General features: G+C 59.8%; 11 protein-coding genes. 5 read left to right on the top strand and 6 right to left on the bottom strand.

Annotated features, from left to right (window positions below):
• Window positions 1–149 precede the first annotated feature (149 nt).
• Both F475_RS02825 and uvrD read right to left on the bottom strand, forming a co-directional pair.
• Window positions 150–590 (bottom strand): EamA family transporter, encoded by a 441-nt coding sequence (locus F475_RS02825; protein ID WP_018927368.1) that lies wholly within the window; start codon window positions 588–590, stop codon window positions 150–152.
• Window positions 591–678: 88 nt separating this feature from the next.
• The gene (uvrD, locus tag F475_RS02820; RefSeq protein WP_111453088.1) at window positions 679–2,862 is read right to left on the bottom strand and encodes a DNA helicase II; all 2,184 of its coding nucleotides are present in this window, start codon (window positions 2,860–2,862) and stop codon (window positions 679–681) included.
• A gap of 259 nt (window positions 2,863–3,121) precedes the next feature.
• Here uvrD and F475_RS02815 point away from each other — a divergent pair, with 259 nt between their 5' ends.
• From F475_RS02815 to F475_RS02805, 3 genes are all read left to right on the top strand, one after another.
• Window positions 3,122–5,995 carry an EAL domain-containing protein gene (locus tag F475_RS02815; protein ID WP_111453087.1) on the top strand — a complete coding sequence of 958 codons (2,874 nt, stop codon included), beginning with the start codon at window positions 3,122–3,124 and terminating at the stop codon, window positions 5,993–5,995.
• Between the two features lie 135 nt (window positions 5,996–6,130).
• A complete protein-coding gene (gene hexR / locus F475_RS02810; protein ID WP_017850032.1) occupies window positions 6,131–6,997 on the top strand; it encodes a transcriptional regulator HexR in 867 nt (288 codons plus the stop codon).
• Between the two features lie 215 nt (window positions 6,998–7,212).
• Window positions 7,213–7,425 carry a PA3496 family putative envelope integrity protein gene (locus tag F475_RS02805; RefSeq protein ID WP_019020903.1) on the top strand — a complete coding sequence of 71 codons (213 nt, stop codon included), beginning with the start codon at window positions 7,213–7,215 and terminating at the stop codon, window positions 7,423–7,425.
• On the opposite strand, the gene F475_RS02800 is transcribed toward F475_RS02805, so the two are convergent.
• Window positions 7,367–8,329 carry a LysR family transcriptional regulator gene (locus tag F475_RS02800; RefSeq protein ID WP_007934452.1) on the bottom strand — a complete coding sequence of 321 codons (963 nt, stop codon included), beginning with the start codon at window positions 8,327–8,329 and terminating at the stop codon, window positions 7,367–7,369. The two genes, F475_RS02805 and F475_RS02800, sit on opposite strands and share 59 nt — an antisense overlap.
• A gap of 190 nt (window positions 8,330–8,519) precedes the next feature.
• Here F475_RS02800 and F475_RS02795 point away from each other — a divergent pair, with 190 nt between their 5' ends.
• Window positions 8,520–9,935 (top strand): acetyl-CoA carboxylase biotin carboxylase subunit, encoded by a 1,416-nt coding sequence (locus F475_RS02795; RefSeq protein ID WP_111453086.1) that lies wholly within the window; start codon window positions 8,520–8,522, stop codon window positions 9,933–9,935.
• A gap of 11 nt (window positions 9,936–9,946) precedes the next feature.
• Window positions 9,947–11,755: a sodium-extruding oxaloacetate decarboxylase subunit alpha gene (gene oadA / locus F475_RS02790; RefSeq protein WP_018927372.1), complete on the top strand. Its 1,809-nt coding sequence runs from the start codon at window positions 9,947–9,949 to the stop codon at window positions 11,753–11,755.
• A 78-nt stretch (window positions 11,756–11,833) separates the two neighbouring features.
• On the opposite strand, the gene F475_RS02785 is transcribed toward oadA, so the two are convergent.
• The 3 genes from F475_RS02785 to F475_RS02775 all read right to left on the bottom strand — a co-directional run bounded on the left by F475_RS02785 (window position 11,834) and on the right by F475_RS02775 (window position 15,822).
• Window positions 11,834–13,921 (bottom strand): autotransporter domain-containing protein, encoded by a 2,088-nt coding sequence (locus tag F475_RS02785; RefSeq protein ID WP_111453085.1) that lies wholly within the window; start codon window positions 13,919–13,921, stop codon window positions 11,834–11,836.
• Window positions 13,922–14,170: 249 nt separating this feature from the next.
• Window positions 14,171–15,004: an amino acid ABC transporter permease gene (locus F475_RS02780; RefSeq protein WP_086945218.1), complete on the bottom strand. Its 834-nt coding sequence runs from the start codon at window positions 15,002–15,004 to the stop codon at window positions 14,171–14,173.
• Window positions 15,001–15,822: an ABC transporter substrate-binding protein gene (locus F475_RS02775; RefSeq protein WP_064621156.1), complete on the bottom strand. Its 822-nt coding sequence runs from the start codon at window positions 15,820–15,822 to the stop codon at window positions 15,001–15,003. Before F475_RS02775 ends, F475_RS02780 begins: the two co-directional genes overlap by 4 nt.
• Between the last annotated feature and the right edge of the window lie 58 nt (window positions 15,823–15,880).

The raw sequence follows: 15,880 nt of genomic DNA, 5'->3' as shown, positions 1-15,880 counted from the left end.
GCGCCATGTTGCACAGCTGAAGTGTTACTGGCTAGCGGCAGAGTGTTTCGGGCTTTTGCCTGACAGGTTGTGTTCAGCTTCAGTCAGCGCAATAAGGCCTGTTAGCGTTAGTCTGTAGGACGAGTGGACAGCTTCTGTAGGAAGGATGCTTAGCGCCGCAGCGCCAGCATGACGACACCGGCCGTAATCAGGCCGATTCCGCTCCATTGGCGCAGGTCGAGTTTTTCACCCAGCAGGATTACGCCGAGCACCGCCACCAGCACCACGCTGAGCTTGTCCACCGGAGCGACCAACGAGGCCGGCCCCAGTTTCAGCGCGCGGAAGTAGCAGATCCACGAGGCACCGGTGGCCAGTCCCGACAGCAGCAGGAACAGGTAGCTCCTGGCCGAGATCGATCCTAATGACTGATATTGGCCCGTGGCGTACAAAATCAAGGCCAGGCTGACCAAAACCACCACCGTGCGCAGCAGCGTGGCGAAGTCCGAGTTAACGTTTTCGATGCCGATTTTGGCGAAGATCGCGGTCATGGCGGCAAACGCCGCCGACATCAGGGCCCAGAATGTCCAGGAAGAAAAGAAACCCGAGCCCATGTTTTTGCGCCTTTTATAAGATCAATCTGAAACACAGAACCTTGTGGGAGCGAGCAGGCTCGCCCCCACAGTAAATCACTGGCAGGTTTTAGATCGCTTCCAGCTTGGCGTAACCGAGCATCAGCCACTTGCTGCCTTCGCTGAAGTTCACCTGCACCCGCGCCTGAGCACCGGCGCCTTCGAAATTCAGGATCACACCGTCGCCGAACACCGAATGCCGCACAGTCTGGCCGAGGCTGAACCCGGTGTCCGGGATCTCGCTGCCGCCGAACAGGCTGCTGGAACTCTGCTGCTGGCCTCCGCCGAACGGACGGCTGACACTGTTGGACAGTCGCACTTCCTGGATCAGGCCTTTCGGCACTTCACGTACGAAACGCGACACCTTGTTGTAGGTCTCGCTGCCGTACAAGCGTCGGGTTTCAGCATACGTCAGCACCAGGTTCTGCATCGCCCGGGTGATACCGACATAGGCCAGACGACGCTCTTCTTCAAGGCGACCGGGTTCTTCCAGGCTCATTTTGTGCGGAAACAGGCCTTCTTCCATGCCCACCAGGAACACGTAAGGGAATTCCAGGCCCTTGGCGCTGTGCAGGGTCATCAACTGAATGCTGTCTTCGTGCTCGTCGGCCTGGGTGTCCCCGGCCTCCAGCGAGGCGTGGCCGAGGAATGCCGCCAGTGGCGATTGCTCTTCGTCCTCTTCCGGGTTTTCGAAGTTGCGCGCGGCGCTGACCAGTTCCTCAAGGTTTTCTACCCGGGCCTGGCCTTTCTCGCCTTTTTCCGCATGGTGGTAGGCGATCAGCCCCGACTGCTCGATGACGGTCTGGGTCATCAGGTGCAACGGCATTTCCATGCACTTGGCGGCGAGGTTCTCGATCAGTTCCATAAACGCCCCAAGAGCACCGGCAGCGCGCCCGGTCAGGCCCTTGTTGGCCACCAGCTGACGCATGGCTTCCCACATCGACACGTCGCTGTGGCGCGCATGATCGCGAATCGCTTCGACGGTTTTTTCGCCGATGCCACGGGCCGGAACGTTGATCACCCGCTCCAGGGCCGCATCGTTGCCACGGCCTTCCAACAAACGCAGGTAAGCCATGGCGTTCTTGATTTCTGCCCGTTCGAAGAAGCGCTGACCACCATAAATGCGGTACGGGATGCGCTCGCGCAGCAAGGCTTCTTCCAAAACGCGCGATTGGGCGTTAGAGCGGTACAGAATCGCGATATCACTGCGAGCCAAGCCGGTTTTCAGCGCGCTTTCAATGGTTTCAACCACGTAACGTGCTTCATCGTGTTCGTTGAACGCGGCGTACAGATTGATCGCTTCGCCTTCGCCACCATCGGTCCACAGCTCTTTGCCCATGCGCCCGGTATTGTTGGCGATCAGGGCGTTGGCGGCCTTGAGGATCCCGGCGGTGGAGCGGTAGTTCTGCTCCAGACGAATGATCTCGGCATCCGGGAAGTCGTCGGAATACTGATAGATGTTCTCGATTTTCGCGCCGCGCCAGCCATAGATCGACTGATCGTCGTCGCCGACCACCATCAGGCTGTCGCCACCCTTGGCCAGCAGACGCAGCCAGGCGTACTGCACGGCGTTGGTGTCCTGGAACTCGTCCACCAGAATGTGCCGGAAGCGCTTCTGATAATGGGCGAGCAGCCCCGGGTGGTCGCGCCACAGATCGAGGGCGCGCAGCAGCAGTTCGGAGAAGTCGATGACGCCGGCACGCAGGCACGCAGCCTCGTAGGCTTCATAAATGCTGCGCATGGTCGCCAGGAACAGATCGCCGCTGGCTTGAATATGTTGTGGACGCAGACCTTCGTCTTTCTGCCCGTTGATGAACCACTGGGCCTGCCGGGCCGGCCAGCGTTGCTCGTCCAGGCCCAGCTCACGGATCACCCGCTTGACCAGCCGTTGCTGGTCGTCGCTGTCGAGAATCTGGAAGGTCTGGCTCAGGCCCGCCTCTTGCCAGTGCGCCCGCAATAAGCGGTGTGCCAGGCCGTGGAAGGTGCCGACCCACATGCCGGCCGGGTTGATACCCATCAGCTGCTCGATGCGATGACGCATCTCGGCAGCGGCCTTGTTGGTGAAGGTCACCGACAGAATGGAGTGGGGCGAGGCGTTTTCGACCTGGATCAACCAGGCGATACGGTGCACCAGCACTCGGGTTTTACCGGAGCCAGCACCGGCCAGGACCAACTGACGACCCACGGAGGCAGCTACGGCCTGGCGTTGGGCATCGTTGAGGGAGTTCAGCAGAAGGGAGAGATCATCGCGCATCGGGGCATTCTAGGGTGCGCCGTCACACCGGGCAAACCGAGCTTTACATTAGCCGATGAAAGAAGCATCGACGATGACCGGTTGGTCACTGGCTGCAAGCAGGGACGGGGCTCGCCTGGCGGCTTTTACGCCGGATGCGGGCGACTAAAACTTTTGTCTATTTTATGACCTGAGGCAGTTTGGTCCGGGCATTTGCTTGTGTATGCTCCGTCCACAATTCGGGCTCGCATGCTCAACTATAAGAACAAGAACATCGCCTATGACCCTCAGCTCCGACCTGTCGGGCCCCTCCGTGGAGCCTCGGGCTATCCGCAAACAGTACGCCATGGAGATGGCGGTCGAACGCACGCGTCTGCTGTACCAGGGCTCGCTCTTGCCGACGCTTTTCATGTTGATCAACGGTCTGGTCTGCGCCGGGTTGCTCTGGAGCCCGCAACGCTACTTCGTGGTCAGTGTCTGGCTGGTCTGGTTGTTGTCGCTGGTGGCGTTGCGGGTGATTCAGGTCGCGGCCTTCGATTCGGCGATTCCCAACCGTCAGGCCCATCCGATCTGGCGTCGCATGTTTCTGCTCGGTTCGGCGATGACCGGCCTGACCCTAGCCGGTGCCGGCATCGCGCTGGTGCCCGCTGACAATTTCATCCAGCAAGCCTGGGTATTCGGTCTGATCGGCGCCGCAGCCCTTTCGGCCAGCGTCGCTTATGCGGTCAGCCTGCCAGCATTTCTATCCTTTACCTTGCCCTGTCTGTTGCCCGCCATCGGCTATCTGTTCTGGGGCGGCGATGAACAGGAGCAGGGCTGGGGCTGGTTCGGGCTGATTCTTCTGGGCTCGTTGAGCGTGGTCGCCTGGCAGGTCAATCGGTTGATCGATCAGGGTTTGTTGCGGCGTTTTCAAAATCAGGCGCTGATCGAACACTTGCAGCAAGCGCAAAGTCGCAGCGAGCAACTCAATCACGAACTGGCCAAGGAAATCGACCAGCGTCGTCGCGCCGAAGAAGCATTGCGCGAAACCCAGGTCGACCTTGAAAACCGGGTTGCCCAGCGCAGTCTGGAGCTGGATGCGGCCAACCAGGCCTTGAGCAAGAGCGAAGCGCGGCTGGCGCTGGCGTTGAAAGCGAGTGAACTCGGTTTGTGGGACTGGAACCTGCAGACCGACGAAGTTCATCACACTCAGCTCCAGGAGTTGTTCGGGCTGGAGCCGGAATACGTGACGGCAATGCTCCGCCACCTCAAGCCGAGGCTGCATCCCGACGACTTGCCAGCGCTGAAGCGGGCGCTGGTCGAGCATTTGAAGGGCCGCACCGAGGATTATCAGATCGAGTACCGCGTTCGGCATGGCGATGGCCATTGGGTCTGGATCGAGGACCGTGGTCGAGCGGTCGAGCGTAGTGAAAACGGCCGGGTGATCCGCATGGTCGGCACCCGTCGCGATATCAGCGCCAGCAAGCACCTGGAAGAACAGCGCCAGCTGGCGGCGACGGTGTTCGAGGCGGCCAGCGAAGGCATCGTGATTTTCGACCCGAATTACGCACTGATCGCGGTCAATCAGGCTTTCAGTCGGGTAACTGGCTATGAAATCGACGACATGCTCGGGCGCAACGTGGTCGATTTGCCTTGCAGCCGCGACGCCCGTCGGCATTACGCGGCGATTCGTCAGGCGCTGGAGCAGCACGGTAGTTGGCAGGGCGAGTTGGTCGAGACCCGCAAGAATGGCGAGTTGTATCCGCAGTGGCTGCAACTGAATGCCGTACGCGATTTGCGGGGAAATGTCAGTCATATCGTTGGCTTCTTCGCTGATCTGTCCGCTCGGCGTGAATCCGAAGAGCGCATGCGCTACCTCACCCATTACGACGAGCTCACGGGGCTGGCCAACCGTTCGTTATTCCGTGAACGACTAAGCGAGGCTCATCAGCGGGTGCGTCAGGGCGGTCGGCGCAGCCTGGCGCTGCTGCACATCAATCTGGATCGCTTCAAGTTGCTCAACGACAGCCTCGGCCACGAAATCGCCGATCAGCTGTTACAGAAAATGGCCCGGCGGTTGGTCAATGCGTTGCCGGAAGCGGACACCATCGCCCGGTTGTCCGGCGATGAATTTGCGGTGCTGTTTGACGCCTACGGCAACCTGTCGAGCCTGGCGCGCGTGGCGACGCGATTGTCGACCAAGCTGCGTTTGCCGATCACTGTCGAGGGGCATGAACTGGTGATGAGCGCGTCCATGGGCATCAGCCTGTTGCCGGACACCGCACGGGAGATTTCCGCGCTGGTCAGCCAGTCGAACATGGCCATGCAGCATGCCAAACACTTGGGCGGCAACAACTTCCAGTTCTACACCGACAGCTTGCAGGCCAGCACGCTCGAGCGTTTGCAGCTTGAGAACCAATTGCGCAAAGCCATCGAAGAAAAGCAGTTGAAGGTGTTTTATCAACCGAAACTCTGCCTCGCCACCGGCCGGTTGAATGCCGCCGAAGCGCTGGTGCGCTGGAATCACCCCACCCTTGGCCAGGTACCGCCGGGGGATTTCATCGGTCTGGCCGAGGAAACCGGCCTGATCAACGCTATCGGCGAGTTCGTCTTGCGTCAGGCCTGCTGGCAAGCCTGCGAATGGCAACGTCAGGGGCTTGAGCCGATTCGGGTGTCGGTCAATCTGTCGGTGCATCAGCTGCGTCAGGGGAAACTGGTCAGCCTGGTGCGCCAGGTGCTGGAAGAAACCGGCCTGGCGCCGCACTACCTGGAACTGGAACTTACTGAAAGCCAGTTGCTGGACAGCGTCGAGCACATCATCGCGACCTTCCAGCAATTGCGCGATCTGGGAGTGAAGCTGGCGATCGACGATTTTGGTACCGGGTATTCGTCTCTGAGCTACCTCAAACGTATTCCTGTGGATTACGTGAAGATCGATCAGGCATTTATCCGTGGGCTGGGAGAGAGCAGCGAGGATGCGGCGATCACCCGGGCGATTATTGCCATGGCCCACGGCCTGTCGTTGAAAGTGGTGGCTGAAGGGGTCGAACGGCCGGAGCAGCTGGAGTTTCTGAAGGTCGAGCATTGCGATGAAGTGCAGGGTTATTGGATCAGCCGTCCGGTTGAGGCTGCAGACCTGGCTGAGCTGTTGCGCGCGGACGAAAAAACCTCGTAGGTGCTACATGGAGCATATGTCGCGTGATATGGGGACATTGAGTTACGCATTGAGCAGGCAAAAAGCCGATTCATGTAGTATAACTACAAGCGTGCTACATCCCCGGCACCTGCCAATGACAAAGAGTCCAGCCCCTTGAATCTGCTGCAACACATCGCCCAGTCACGCCACCTGTTACGCAAGTCGGAGCTCAAGGTCGCCGACCACGTGCTGCTTGATCCTGCGGCGGTGATGCACAGTTCCATGGCCGACCTGGCCCACAGCGTAGGCATCAGCGAGCCGACCATCGTGCGGTTTTGCCGCGCCATCGGTTGCTCCGGGTTCCAGGATTTGAAACTGAAGCTGGCGCAGAGCCTGGCGGCCGGCGCGAGCTTCGGGCAATTCGCGATCCATGAAGACGATTCGGTTGCCGACTACAGCCTGAAAATCTTCGACACCACCCTGCACACCCTGATGGAAGTTCGCGAGAAACTTGACCCGGTAGCGTTGCAGAAAGCCGTGACCGCGATGTCCCAGGCCCAGCGTGTCGAGTTCTACGGCTTCGGTGCGTCGGGTGCGGTGGCGGCGGATGCCCAGCACAAGTTCTTCCGTTTGTTGCTGACCGCGGCGGCGTATTCCGACCCGCACATGCAGGCGATGTCGGCGGTGACCTTGAAGCCGACCGACGTGGCGATCTGCATTTCCCAGTCCGGTCGCTCAAAGGACCTGTTGATCACCGCCAACCTGGTGCGCGAAAGCGGCGCCACGCTGATCACCCTGTGCCCGAGCCAGACACCGTTGGCCGAGCTGTCGACCGTTAACCTGGCGATCGACGTGCACGAAGACACTGAAATCTACACGCCACTGACGTCGCGCATCGCCCACCTGGTAGTGATCGATGTGTTGGCGATGGGCGTGGCCATGGCCCGTGGGCCGAGCCTGGTCAATCACTTGAAAAGCGTCAAGCGCAGCCTTCGCAGCTTGCGGTTGTCGCCAAAGTCAGTAAAAGCGCTGGACGATTGATTCTGGCTGGAATTGTGGCGAGGGAGCTTGCTCCCGCTCGGCTGCGCAGCAGTCGCAAAATCTTAGGGCCGCTTTGCGACCCAGCGGGAGCAAGCTCCCTCGCCACAGGTTCGCAGTCAGCCGGTGAGGTTCATCGTTCTGTAACCCTCCCGCCGCCAAACCGTCATCCCTCGCGCCTATCTTGAAACTCCCGTACTCGCCTTGGGAGACTCGAAATGGCCCAGCCCTACGAAGAACGCAACAGCGCCGTCAAAACCCGTCGTCAGCAAGAAGACCAGCGCCGCATGGAATTTCGCCGCGCCATCGAAGATCGCTGCGAGCGCCGCCAGCTTCTGGCCGAAATCGGCGAATTTCCCGACGACCTCGAGCTCAACTACTGGCAGGCAGCACCGGTAACTTCCCGTCGAAACGCTCAACCAGTGCGCTGATTTGTGCCCGTTCGCTGCGGATAAACGCAAGGAATGCGTGGGCCACCGGCGATAGCCGTTTGGCCTTGGCCTGCACCAGGCACCAGCTACGCAGCAGCGGCAGCTCTTCGACCGGCAGCTCAATCAGGGCGCCGGTCGCCAATTCAAGGTTCAGGGCATGGCGCGTCAATAGCGCCAGGCCCAGACCCGCCAGCACGCATTCACGCTGAGCTTCCGCCGACGCGACCTCCTGGGTCTGGGTGAAGTGCACGCGCTTCTCTTTGAAATACTCCTCGCAGGCCAGTCGCGTGCCGGAACCGGGTTCGCGCAACAGCAGCGTGTAGGGTTCCAGATCCTGCAAGCGCAGCGGCCCCATGTGGCACAGCGGATGATCCGGCGGCGCCACGGCTACAATCGGGTTATTGAGGAACGGCAGGAATTCCAGCCCCATGTCCTGTGGGACCATCGACATGATCACCAGATCATCGCGGTTATCCGACAGGCGCCGGATGACCTGGCCACGGTTGACCACCGTCAGGTGCAGGTTCACTTCCGGGTGCTGGCGCTTGAACGCGGCAAACAGGTGCGGCACGAAATACTTGGCGCTGGACTCCACCGCCAGTTTCAGCTGACCTTGCAATGAGCCTTGCATGTCCGACAGCTGCATATCGAGGTTTTCCAAGCGGCCGAAAATGTCCCGGCTGGCGCGCTGCAGCGCTTCGGCCGCCTCGGTCATGTAGAGCTTTTTGCCGACATAATCGAACAAGGGCTGACCGATCAGCTCTTCGAGTTGACGAATCTGTAGGCTCACGGCAGGTTGTGTGAGAGACATTTCGTCGGCTGCGCGGCTGTAGGACCTTAAATCGCACACCTCATTGAAGATCTGCAATTGACGCAATGTCATACGCATCAATGACTTACGCATTTTCTATAGATCCTGAGCGAAGGCCGATGACTCAACTATAAGTCTTTGCTTATGCCTGACCCAATTATTATTCATTTTTGTTAATCCCTTGCGAGAGCTAGTGTGGAGCTGCGACTGAATTGAAACATTTGGTCACGCGTCGACCTGTCTAATCGGGTCGTGGGTGCCACCGGCTCAAGGGAACCTCCAAGTGATAAAAAAGATCCTGATTGCCAACCGTGGTGAGATTGCCGTACGAATCGTGCGCGCCTGCGCCGAGATGGGCATTCGCTCGGTCGCGATCTATTCCGACGCCGACCGTCATGCTTTGCATGTGAAGCGTGCGGACGAGGCCCACAGCATCGGTGCCGAGCCACTGGCCGGCTACCTGAACCCGCGCAAGCTGGTGAACCTGGCGGTGGAAACCGGTTGCGATGCGTTGCACCCCGGCTACGGCTTCCTTTCGGAAAATGCCGAGCTGGCGGACATCTGCGCCGAACGCGGAATCAAATTCATCGGCCCGTCGGCGGAAGTCATTCGCCGCATGGGCGACAAGACCGAAGCGCGCCGCAGCATGATCAAGGCCGGCGTGCCGGTCACGCCGGGCACCGAAGGCAACGTGTCGGGCATCGAAGAAGCCCTGGCCGAAGGCGACCGCATCGGTTACCCGGTGATGCTCAAGGCTACCTCCGGTGGTGGCGGCCGCGGTATTCGTCGTTGCAACAGTCGCGAAGAACTCGAACAGGCCTTTCCTCGGGTGATTTCCGAAGCCACCAAGGCTTTCGGTTCGGCGGAAGTGTTCCTGGAAAAATGCATCGTAAACCCGAAACACATCGAAGCGCAGATCCTCGGCGACAGCTTCGGCAACGTGGTGCACCTGTTCGAGCGTGACTGCTCGATCCAGCGTCGCAACCAGAAGCTGATCGAGATCGCTCCGAGCCCGCAACTGACCCCGGAACAGCGCGCCTACATCGGCGACCTGTCGGTGCGTGCAGCCAAGGCCGTGGGTTACGAGAACGCCGGCACCGTGGAGTTCCTGCTCGCCGAGGGCGAGGTGTACTTCATGGAGATGAACACCCGGGTTCAGGTGGAACACACCATCACTGAAGAAATCACCGGCATCGACATCGTTCGCGAGCAGATCCGCATCGCATCCGGTTTGCCGCTCTCGGTGAAACAGGAAGACATCCTGCACCGTGGTTTCGCGCTGCAGTTCCGGATCAACGCCGAAGACCCGAAAAACAACTTCCTGCCGAGTTTCGGCAAGATCACCCGTTACTACGCGCCCGGCGGTCCCGGTGTGCGCACCGATACGGCGATCTACACCGGTTACACCATTCCACCGTTCTACGATTCGATGTGCCTGAAACTGGTGGTCTGGGCGCTGACCTGGGAAGAGGCGATGGACCGTGGCTTGCGAGCCCTCGACGACATGCGCGTGCAAGGGGTCAAGACCACCGCCGCGTACTACCAGGAAATCCTGCGTAACCCGGAATTCCGTAGCGGCCAGTTCAACACCAGCTTCGTTGAAAGCCACCCTGAACTGACCAACTACTCGATCAAGCGCAAACCCGAAGAGCTGGCCCTGGCCATCGCCGCCGCCATCGCCGCCCACGCAGGCCTGTGAGGAATAGAACAATGAGCAAACAAATCCACGTTACCGACACAATCCTGCGCGACGCCCATCAATCGCTGCTCGCCACCCGCATGCGCACCGAAGACATGCTGCCGATCTGCGACAAACTCGACAAAGTCGGTTACTGGTCGCTGGAAGTCTGGGGCGGCGCGACCTTCGACGCCTGCGTACGCTTCCTGAAAGAAGACCCGTGGGAGCGTCTGCGCCAACTGCGCGCCGCGTTGCCTAACACGCGCCTGCAAATGCTCCTGCGTGGCCAGAACCTGCTGGGCTACCGCCATTACAGCGACGACGTGGTCAAAGCCTTCGTCGCCAAGGCCGCGGTCAACGGCATCGACGTGTTCCGTATCTTCGACGCCATGAACGACGTGCGTAACCTGCGCGTGGCCATTGAAGCGGTGAAAGCTGCTGGCAAACACGCCCAGGGCACCATCGCCTACACCACCAGCCCGGTGCACACCATCGAGGCTTTCGTGGCGCAAGCCAAGCAAATGGAAGCCATGGGTTGCGACTCGGTGGCGATCAAGGACATGGCCGGTCTGCTGACCCCGTACGCCACGGGTGAACTGGTCAAGGCACTGAAGGCCGAGCAATCGCTGCCGGTGTTCATCCACTCCCACGACACCGCCGGCCTGGCTGCGATGTGCCAACTCAAGGCCATCGAAAACGGCGCCGACCATATCGACACCGCGATCTCCAGCTTCGCCTGGGGCACCAGCCACCCGGGCACCGAATCGATGGTCGCCGCCCTTAAAGGCAGCGAGTTCGACACCGGCCTGAACCTGGAGCTGCTGCAAGAGATCGGCCTGTACTTCTACGCCGTGCGCAAGAAGTACCACCAGTTCGAAAGCGCGTTCACTGCCGTCGACACTCGCGTGCAGGTCAACCAGGTTCCGGGCGGGATGATTTCCAACCTGGCCAACCAGTTGAAAGAGCAGGGCGCCCTGAATCGTATGAGCGAAGTGCTGGCTGAAATCCCGCGCGTTCGCGAAGACCTCGGCTTCCCGCCGCTGGTGACCCCGACCTCGCAAATCGTCGGCACCCAGGCGTTCTTCAACGTGCTGGCCGGCGAGCGCTACAAGACCATCACCAACGAAGTGAAGCTTTACCTGCAAGGCGGCTACGGCAAGGCGCCGGGCACTGTGAACGAAAAGCTGCGTCGTCAGGCCATCGGCAGCGAAGAGGTGATCGACGTGCGTCCGGCCGATCTGCTCAAGCCGGAGATGACCAAGCTGCGTGCCGAAATCGGCGCCGTAGCCAAGTCTGAAGAAGACGTGCTGACCTACGCCATGTTCCCGGACATCGGTCGCAAGTTCCTCGAAGAACGCGCAGCCGGCACCCTGACACCGGAAGTGCTGCTGCCGATTCCGGAAGCAGGCGGTGTGGCTTCGGCCGGTGGTGAAGGCGTGCCGACCGAGTTCGTCATCGACGTTCACGGCGAAACCTACCGCGTCGACATCACTGGTGTGGGCGTCAAGGCTGAAGGCAAGCGCCACTTCTACCTGTCCATCGACGGCATGCCGGAAGAAGTGGTGTTCGAACCGCTCAACGAATTCGTCAGCGGCGGCAGCAGCAAGCGCAAGCAAGCCACTGCACCGGGCCACGTCAGCACCACCATGCCGGGCAACATCGTCGACGTGCTGGTCAAGGAAGGCGACACCGTGAAAGCCGGCCAGGCCGTGCTGATCACCGAGGCGATGAAGATGGAAACCGAAGTCCAGTCGGCCATCACCGGCAAAGTCACCGCCATCCACGTGGCCAAGGGCGACCGGGTGAACCCGGGCGAGATCCTGATCGAGATCGAAGGCTGAGTTAACAGCCTCGATATACCGCTTTAAACCTCGGGGGGGCATGTGCTCCCCTTTTTTTTCGCACTGGGTTTGTGGCTGTTAGAAACTCATTCGCCACTGACCCGTCACGCCGTGGTTACGGCTGTCGGTGCCGATCTCGCCAGTGAGTCCGATGCCCAGGGTGTGTTTTGCTGACAATCCAAGGTCCAGCCCTGTATTGACCAGCAGGCTGTCACGATCCAGCGGCGCACCGGAAACGGTGAAGTTTTTCCCGCCCGTTACCAATCGTTGGCGGGTATCGCTGTAGACGTCCCCGTAAGTATGTTTCCAGCCGGCACTGAACCGTGGCGTCAGTTGCATGCCGTTATCCAGAGTGTTGAGCTTTGCCAGCCGCAGGCCGAACGTGCCGTTCAAATTGTTCTGCGTTTGACCGTGTACCTTCAGAGCCGCAGCGCCACCTTTTTCCGTGTAAGTGTCGCGTTGATAGCGCTGGTAGCCCAGGCTGGCAAACGGTTCGATGCTGACGCTCGTCCGCCCCAGGTTGTAACCCAATTCCGCAAAGGCCTGCTGGGTGTTGGCATCGTATCGGCCTTCGGGGCGGTCGCTGAAACCTTTGAAGGCAACCCGGCGTTTAGTGCTGCCATCGTGACTGTTGTAGGTCGCACCCAGGCGCAGGGACATTGGTCCGTTTTGACGCAGGGCATAAGCTCCCAAATGCCAGCTGTCGAGATCGCCGTCGAGTCCGCGGCTGTCCAGGCGCGTTTCGGATTTTCCGCTCATCACCCCGATGCGCCATTCTTCATCGATGCCCCAATCAGCTCCCAGTACCAGACCGTGGGTTGTGTGTTTCAGAGCGTCGTAGTCGCGATCCAGCGTTCCACCGTGACCCAATGCTTGAAGCCAGACTCGGCCATTGTCTTCGCTGCCGGCGGCCAGGCGTGGCGCATTGCGCCTGGTGGAATTGCTGTAGCTACTGGTGCTGTGCAGCTGACGCATGGCCGAGAGCATGGTCGCGCTGATTGGGCTGTCACTGTTCAGGGTCGCTTTCGCAAGGTTGGCGTTGTTGCCGCCGTCCAGCTGGTCGATGGCCTGGGAGGCTGTTTCGGTGGTGGAGGCAAGCAGGGCCGTGACAGCGGCGTTCGCGGTATTGGGAGGTGTCTGCGCCGTCGGACTGGCTTTGGGTTCTTCAATACTGCGGGCGAGTTCCCGACCGTTTTTGTTGGTCGCGAGACTCTCGAAAGGCACTTCGTTGCGAGCGTAGGTCAGGCGGACGGCCTTTTCGTCGCTGTAGTCCGGGGTGGCCGTCATGAATGCAAGATTGTTTTCAATATTGCCGAAATGCCCATCGACCTTGTCGGCCTCGATAATGGTGTACTGGGTGGTTTGCGGATAGTCACCCGATACTGCGACGATTTTCAGGGTGGCATTGCCGAGGCTGGCGGTGCCGTCGACTTTGATCGTTTCGTGACGGCCGTCGGGGTTGACCTCATAGGCCAGGATGGCTGAGTTGGACAGGTTCAAATTGCCTTTGACCCTTGGGGCGCCATGCAATCCATCGACGTTGACGCGGCCGGAGACATCCAGGCCACCGACGGTGCCTGCACCTGCAAAAGTACCGCCGTGCGCGACTGTTACATGACCTTTGATGTCGCCATTGTTGAAGAGCTTTCCGACCGTAATCGCCCCACCTTCGATTTTCCCGTCATTGGTCAGGATGCCGTCATCGAGCACCACCACACCCATGTTGAAATCTCCGGTACTGGTCAGCGTCCAGGATCCCTGCGAAACATACAGGCCGTTGAAGTTGCGGGTATTCCCCAATCGGCCACCGTCAGTTGCATCAAGCTGTATGACGTTGGTTCCTTTGCCGCCATCGACCCGACCTTCGAAGCTTCCACCATTTTTGACGATGATGAGGTCATCTCTATTTTCCGGTCTCAGGGAAGTACCTCGCCGAGCGGGCTGCGGCGCATCAATCACCGTTTGAAAGGTGGTGTCCGCCTCGATAAAGGCTAGAAGCCGGGTAAGCGGGTGCGGCTCAGTATCAAGCTGCCCGGTTACCTCAGCGATATTCGTTGCCTCAGCTTGCGCGGGTAGTTGTTGGGCGCTTGAAAATTCGGCGCAACCCAGCGCAAGCGCAATGGCCAGCGCCAGGTGTTGTGGTCGGTATTTGTGTTGAACGGGCATCGAGTACGGCCTCTTTTGATGGGAGGCCAAACTCTAAAAGGGAGGCTATAGGTGCCGATGTCAGCTGCTTCCGGCGGGCTTGCGGGGGTTGTCGGCAGGTTGTGTGGAAAATAGTCAGCCGCTTGAGGGCGGCTGTTTTTACCAATTTGAACTGGACGCTTTTTCTTACAGTGAATCAAGACATGGGGGCTAGCGCACCGACAAAAACGCATCTGCCGCAGATCAAAGGATCGCAGCACTCGGCAGCTCTTACCGGCTCACATACGCCTTCCCGTAATGCCGTTCCATCCGCGCCTGAATCAGCTCCAGTCCAATCGACATCAGCCAATAAATGATCGCCGCCGTCGTCAGCATTTCGATATAGCGATAGCTCGAGCGCCCGTACGATTGCGCCAGGAACATCACTTCCCAAACCCCCATCACCGAGATCAGCGACGAGTCCTTGAGCATGGAGATGAACTGGTTGGTGGTGGGCGGGATGATGGCGCGCATGGCCTGGGGCAGGGTGACGCGCCAGAAAATCACGGTTTCGCGCATGCCCAGGGCCAGCGATGCTTCGCGTTGGCCGTGGGGAACGCCGAGGATGCCGGCGCGGAAGATTTCGCTCAGGTAGGCGCCATAGTTCAGCGACAGGGCGATGATACCGGCGGCGATGGCGCCCGGCACCACGCCCAATTGCGGCAAGCCTAGGTAGATCAGCAATATCTGGATCAGCAGCGGCGTGCCGCGAAAGAACGAGGCATAGAAACTTGCGATGCCGAACGCCACGGCGCTTTTCGACAGTCGAGCCAGGGCCGTGATGAAGCCCAGCAGCGACGAAGCCACAATCGAGCACAGGCACAAGAACAGCGTCAGCGCCGCGCCTTGCAGAAAGCCGTTGGGCGCCAGGTGCAGGCCGATCAGGTTCGGCAGTTTGTCGAGGATGATCGAGAACTTCAGGTCGAAGCTCAGGAAGAAACTGGCGAACAAGCCGAACATCGCCGCCCAAGTCAGGTACAGCCGGGTACGGAAGCCGAAGACCCGTTGCAGTAATGACTCAGCCACCGGTTGCGGCGGCTGAGGAGGTTTGGGGAAGGAAGTCATTTGCTGATGTCGGCGCCGATCCATTTTTGCGACAGCTTGCTCAAGGTGCCGTCCTGTTTCAACTGAGCGAACACATCACGCACTTTGGCGTCCCACTGCGCGTCACCTTTTTCGATGGCCACCGAGTTCGGCTCCGAGTACAGCGGCTGGCCGGCGAGCTTGAAGCGCTTGTCTTCGTTCAGGCGCGGTTGCGCGGTGACGAGGTTGGTGAGGATCGCGTCCAGACGCACGCCAGCGCCCAAGCCCAGATCCTGGAACGCGACGTTGTCGGTGTCATACGGGGCGATCTGCACGTTCTCGAACGGGTACTGCAATTGGGTGTCTTCGGCGCCTTCGATCACCAGGTTTTTGTTCAGGTAGCTTTCATAGCTGGAGGCGCTGGTGAGACCGACTTTCTTGCCGCTCAGGTCCTTGGCGCTGTGGATGCTATCGTCCTTGGCATTGACCACGATCACGGCAGGGGAGGCGTAGTACTCGACCGGGAAGTCGAAGACTTCGGCGCGGGCCTTGCTCGGGGTCATGGAGCAGATGCAGATGTCGTAACGCCCGCTCCAGCGGCCGGCGGCAATCACATCCCAGGACGGCGTTTCCAGACGCAGCTTGACGCCCAGTTTGTCCGCCACGGCCTTGGCCACGTCGACGTCGAAACCGTCGAGCTGGTTTTGATCGTTGAGGAACGAGAAGGGTGGATAGCTTTCCATCAACACGCCGACCAGTTCTTTCTTTTGCTCGATGCGATCCAGAGTGGCGCCGGCAAAGGCTTGGGTGGAGGCAGCCAGAATCGTCAGGCCCAGGGCCAGCAGCGGTTGAAATTTCACAGTTGATCCCTGAAAAAAAAGAGGTTGTTATTAACCGAGTGGTGCGTATTAAATAGTT

It is taken from the genome of Pseudomonas sp. URMO17WK12:I6 (assembly GCF_003253625.1).
GTDB lineage: Bacteria > Pseudomonadota > Gammaproteobacteria > Pseudomonadales > Pseudomonadaceae > Aquipseudomonas.
Note: the sequence above shows the minus strand (reverse complement) of the source record. Positions and strands in the feature narration are given on the sequence as shown.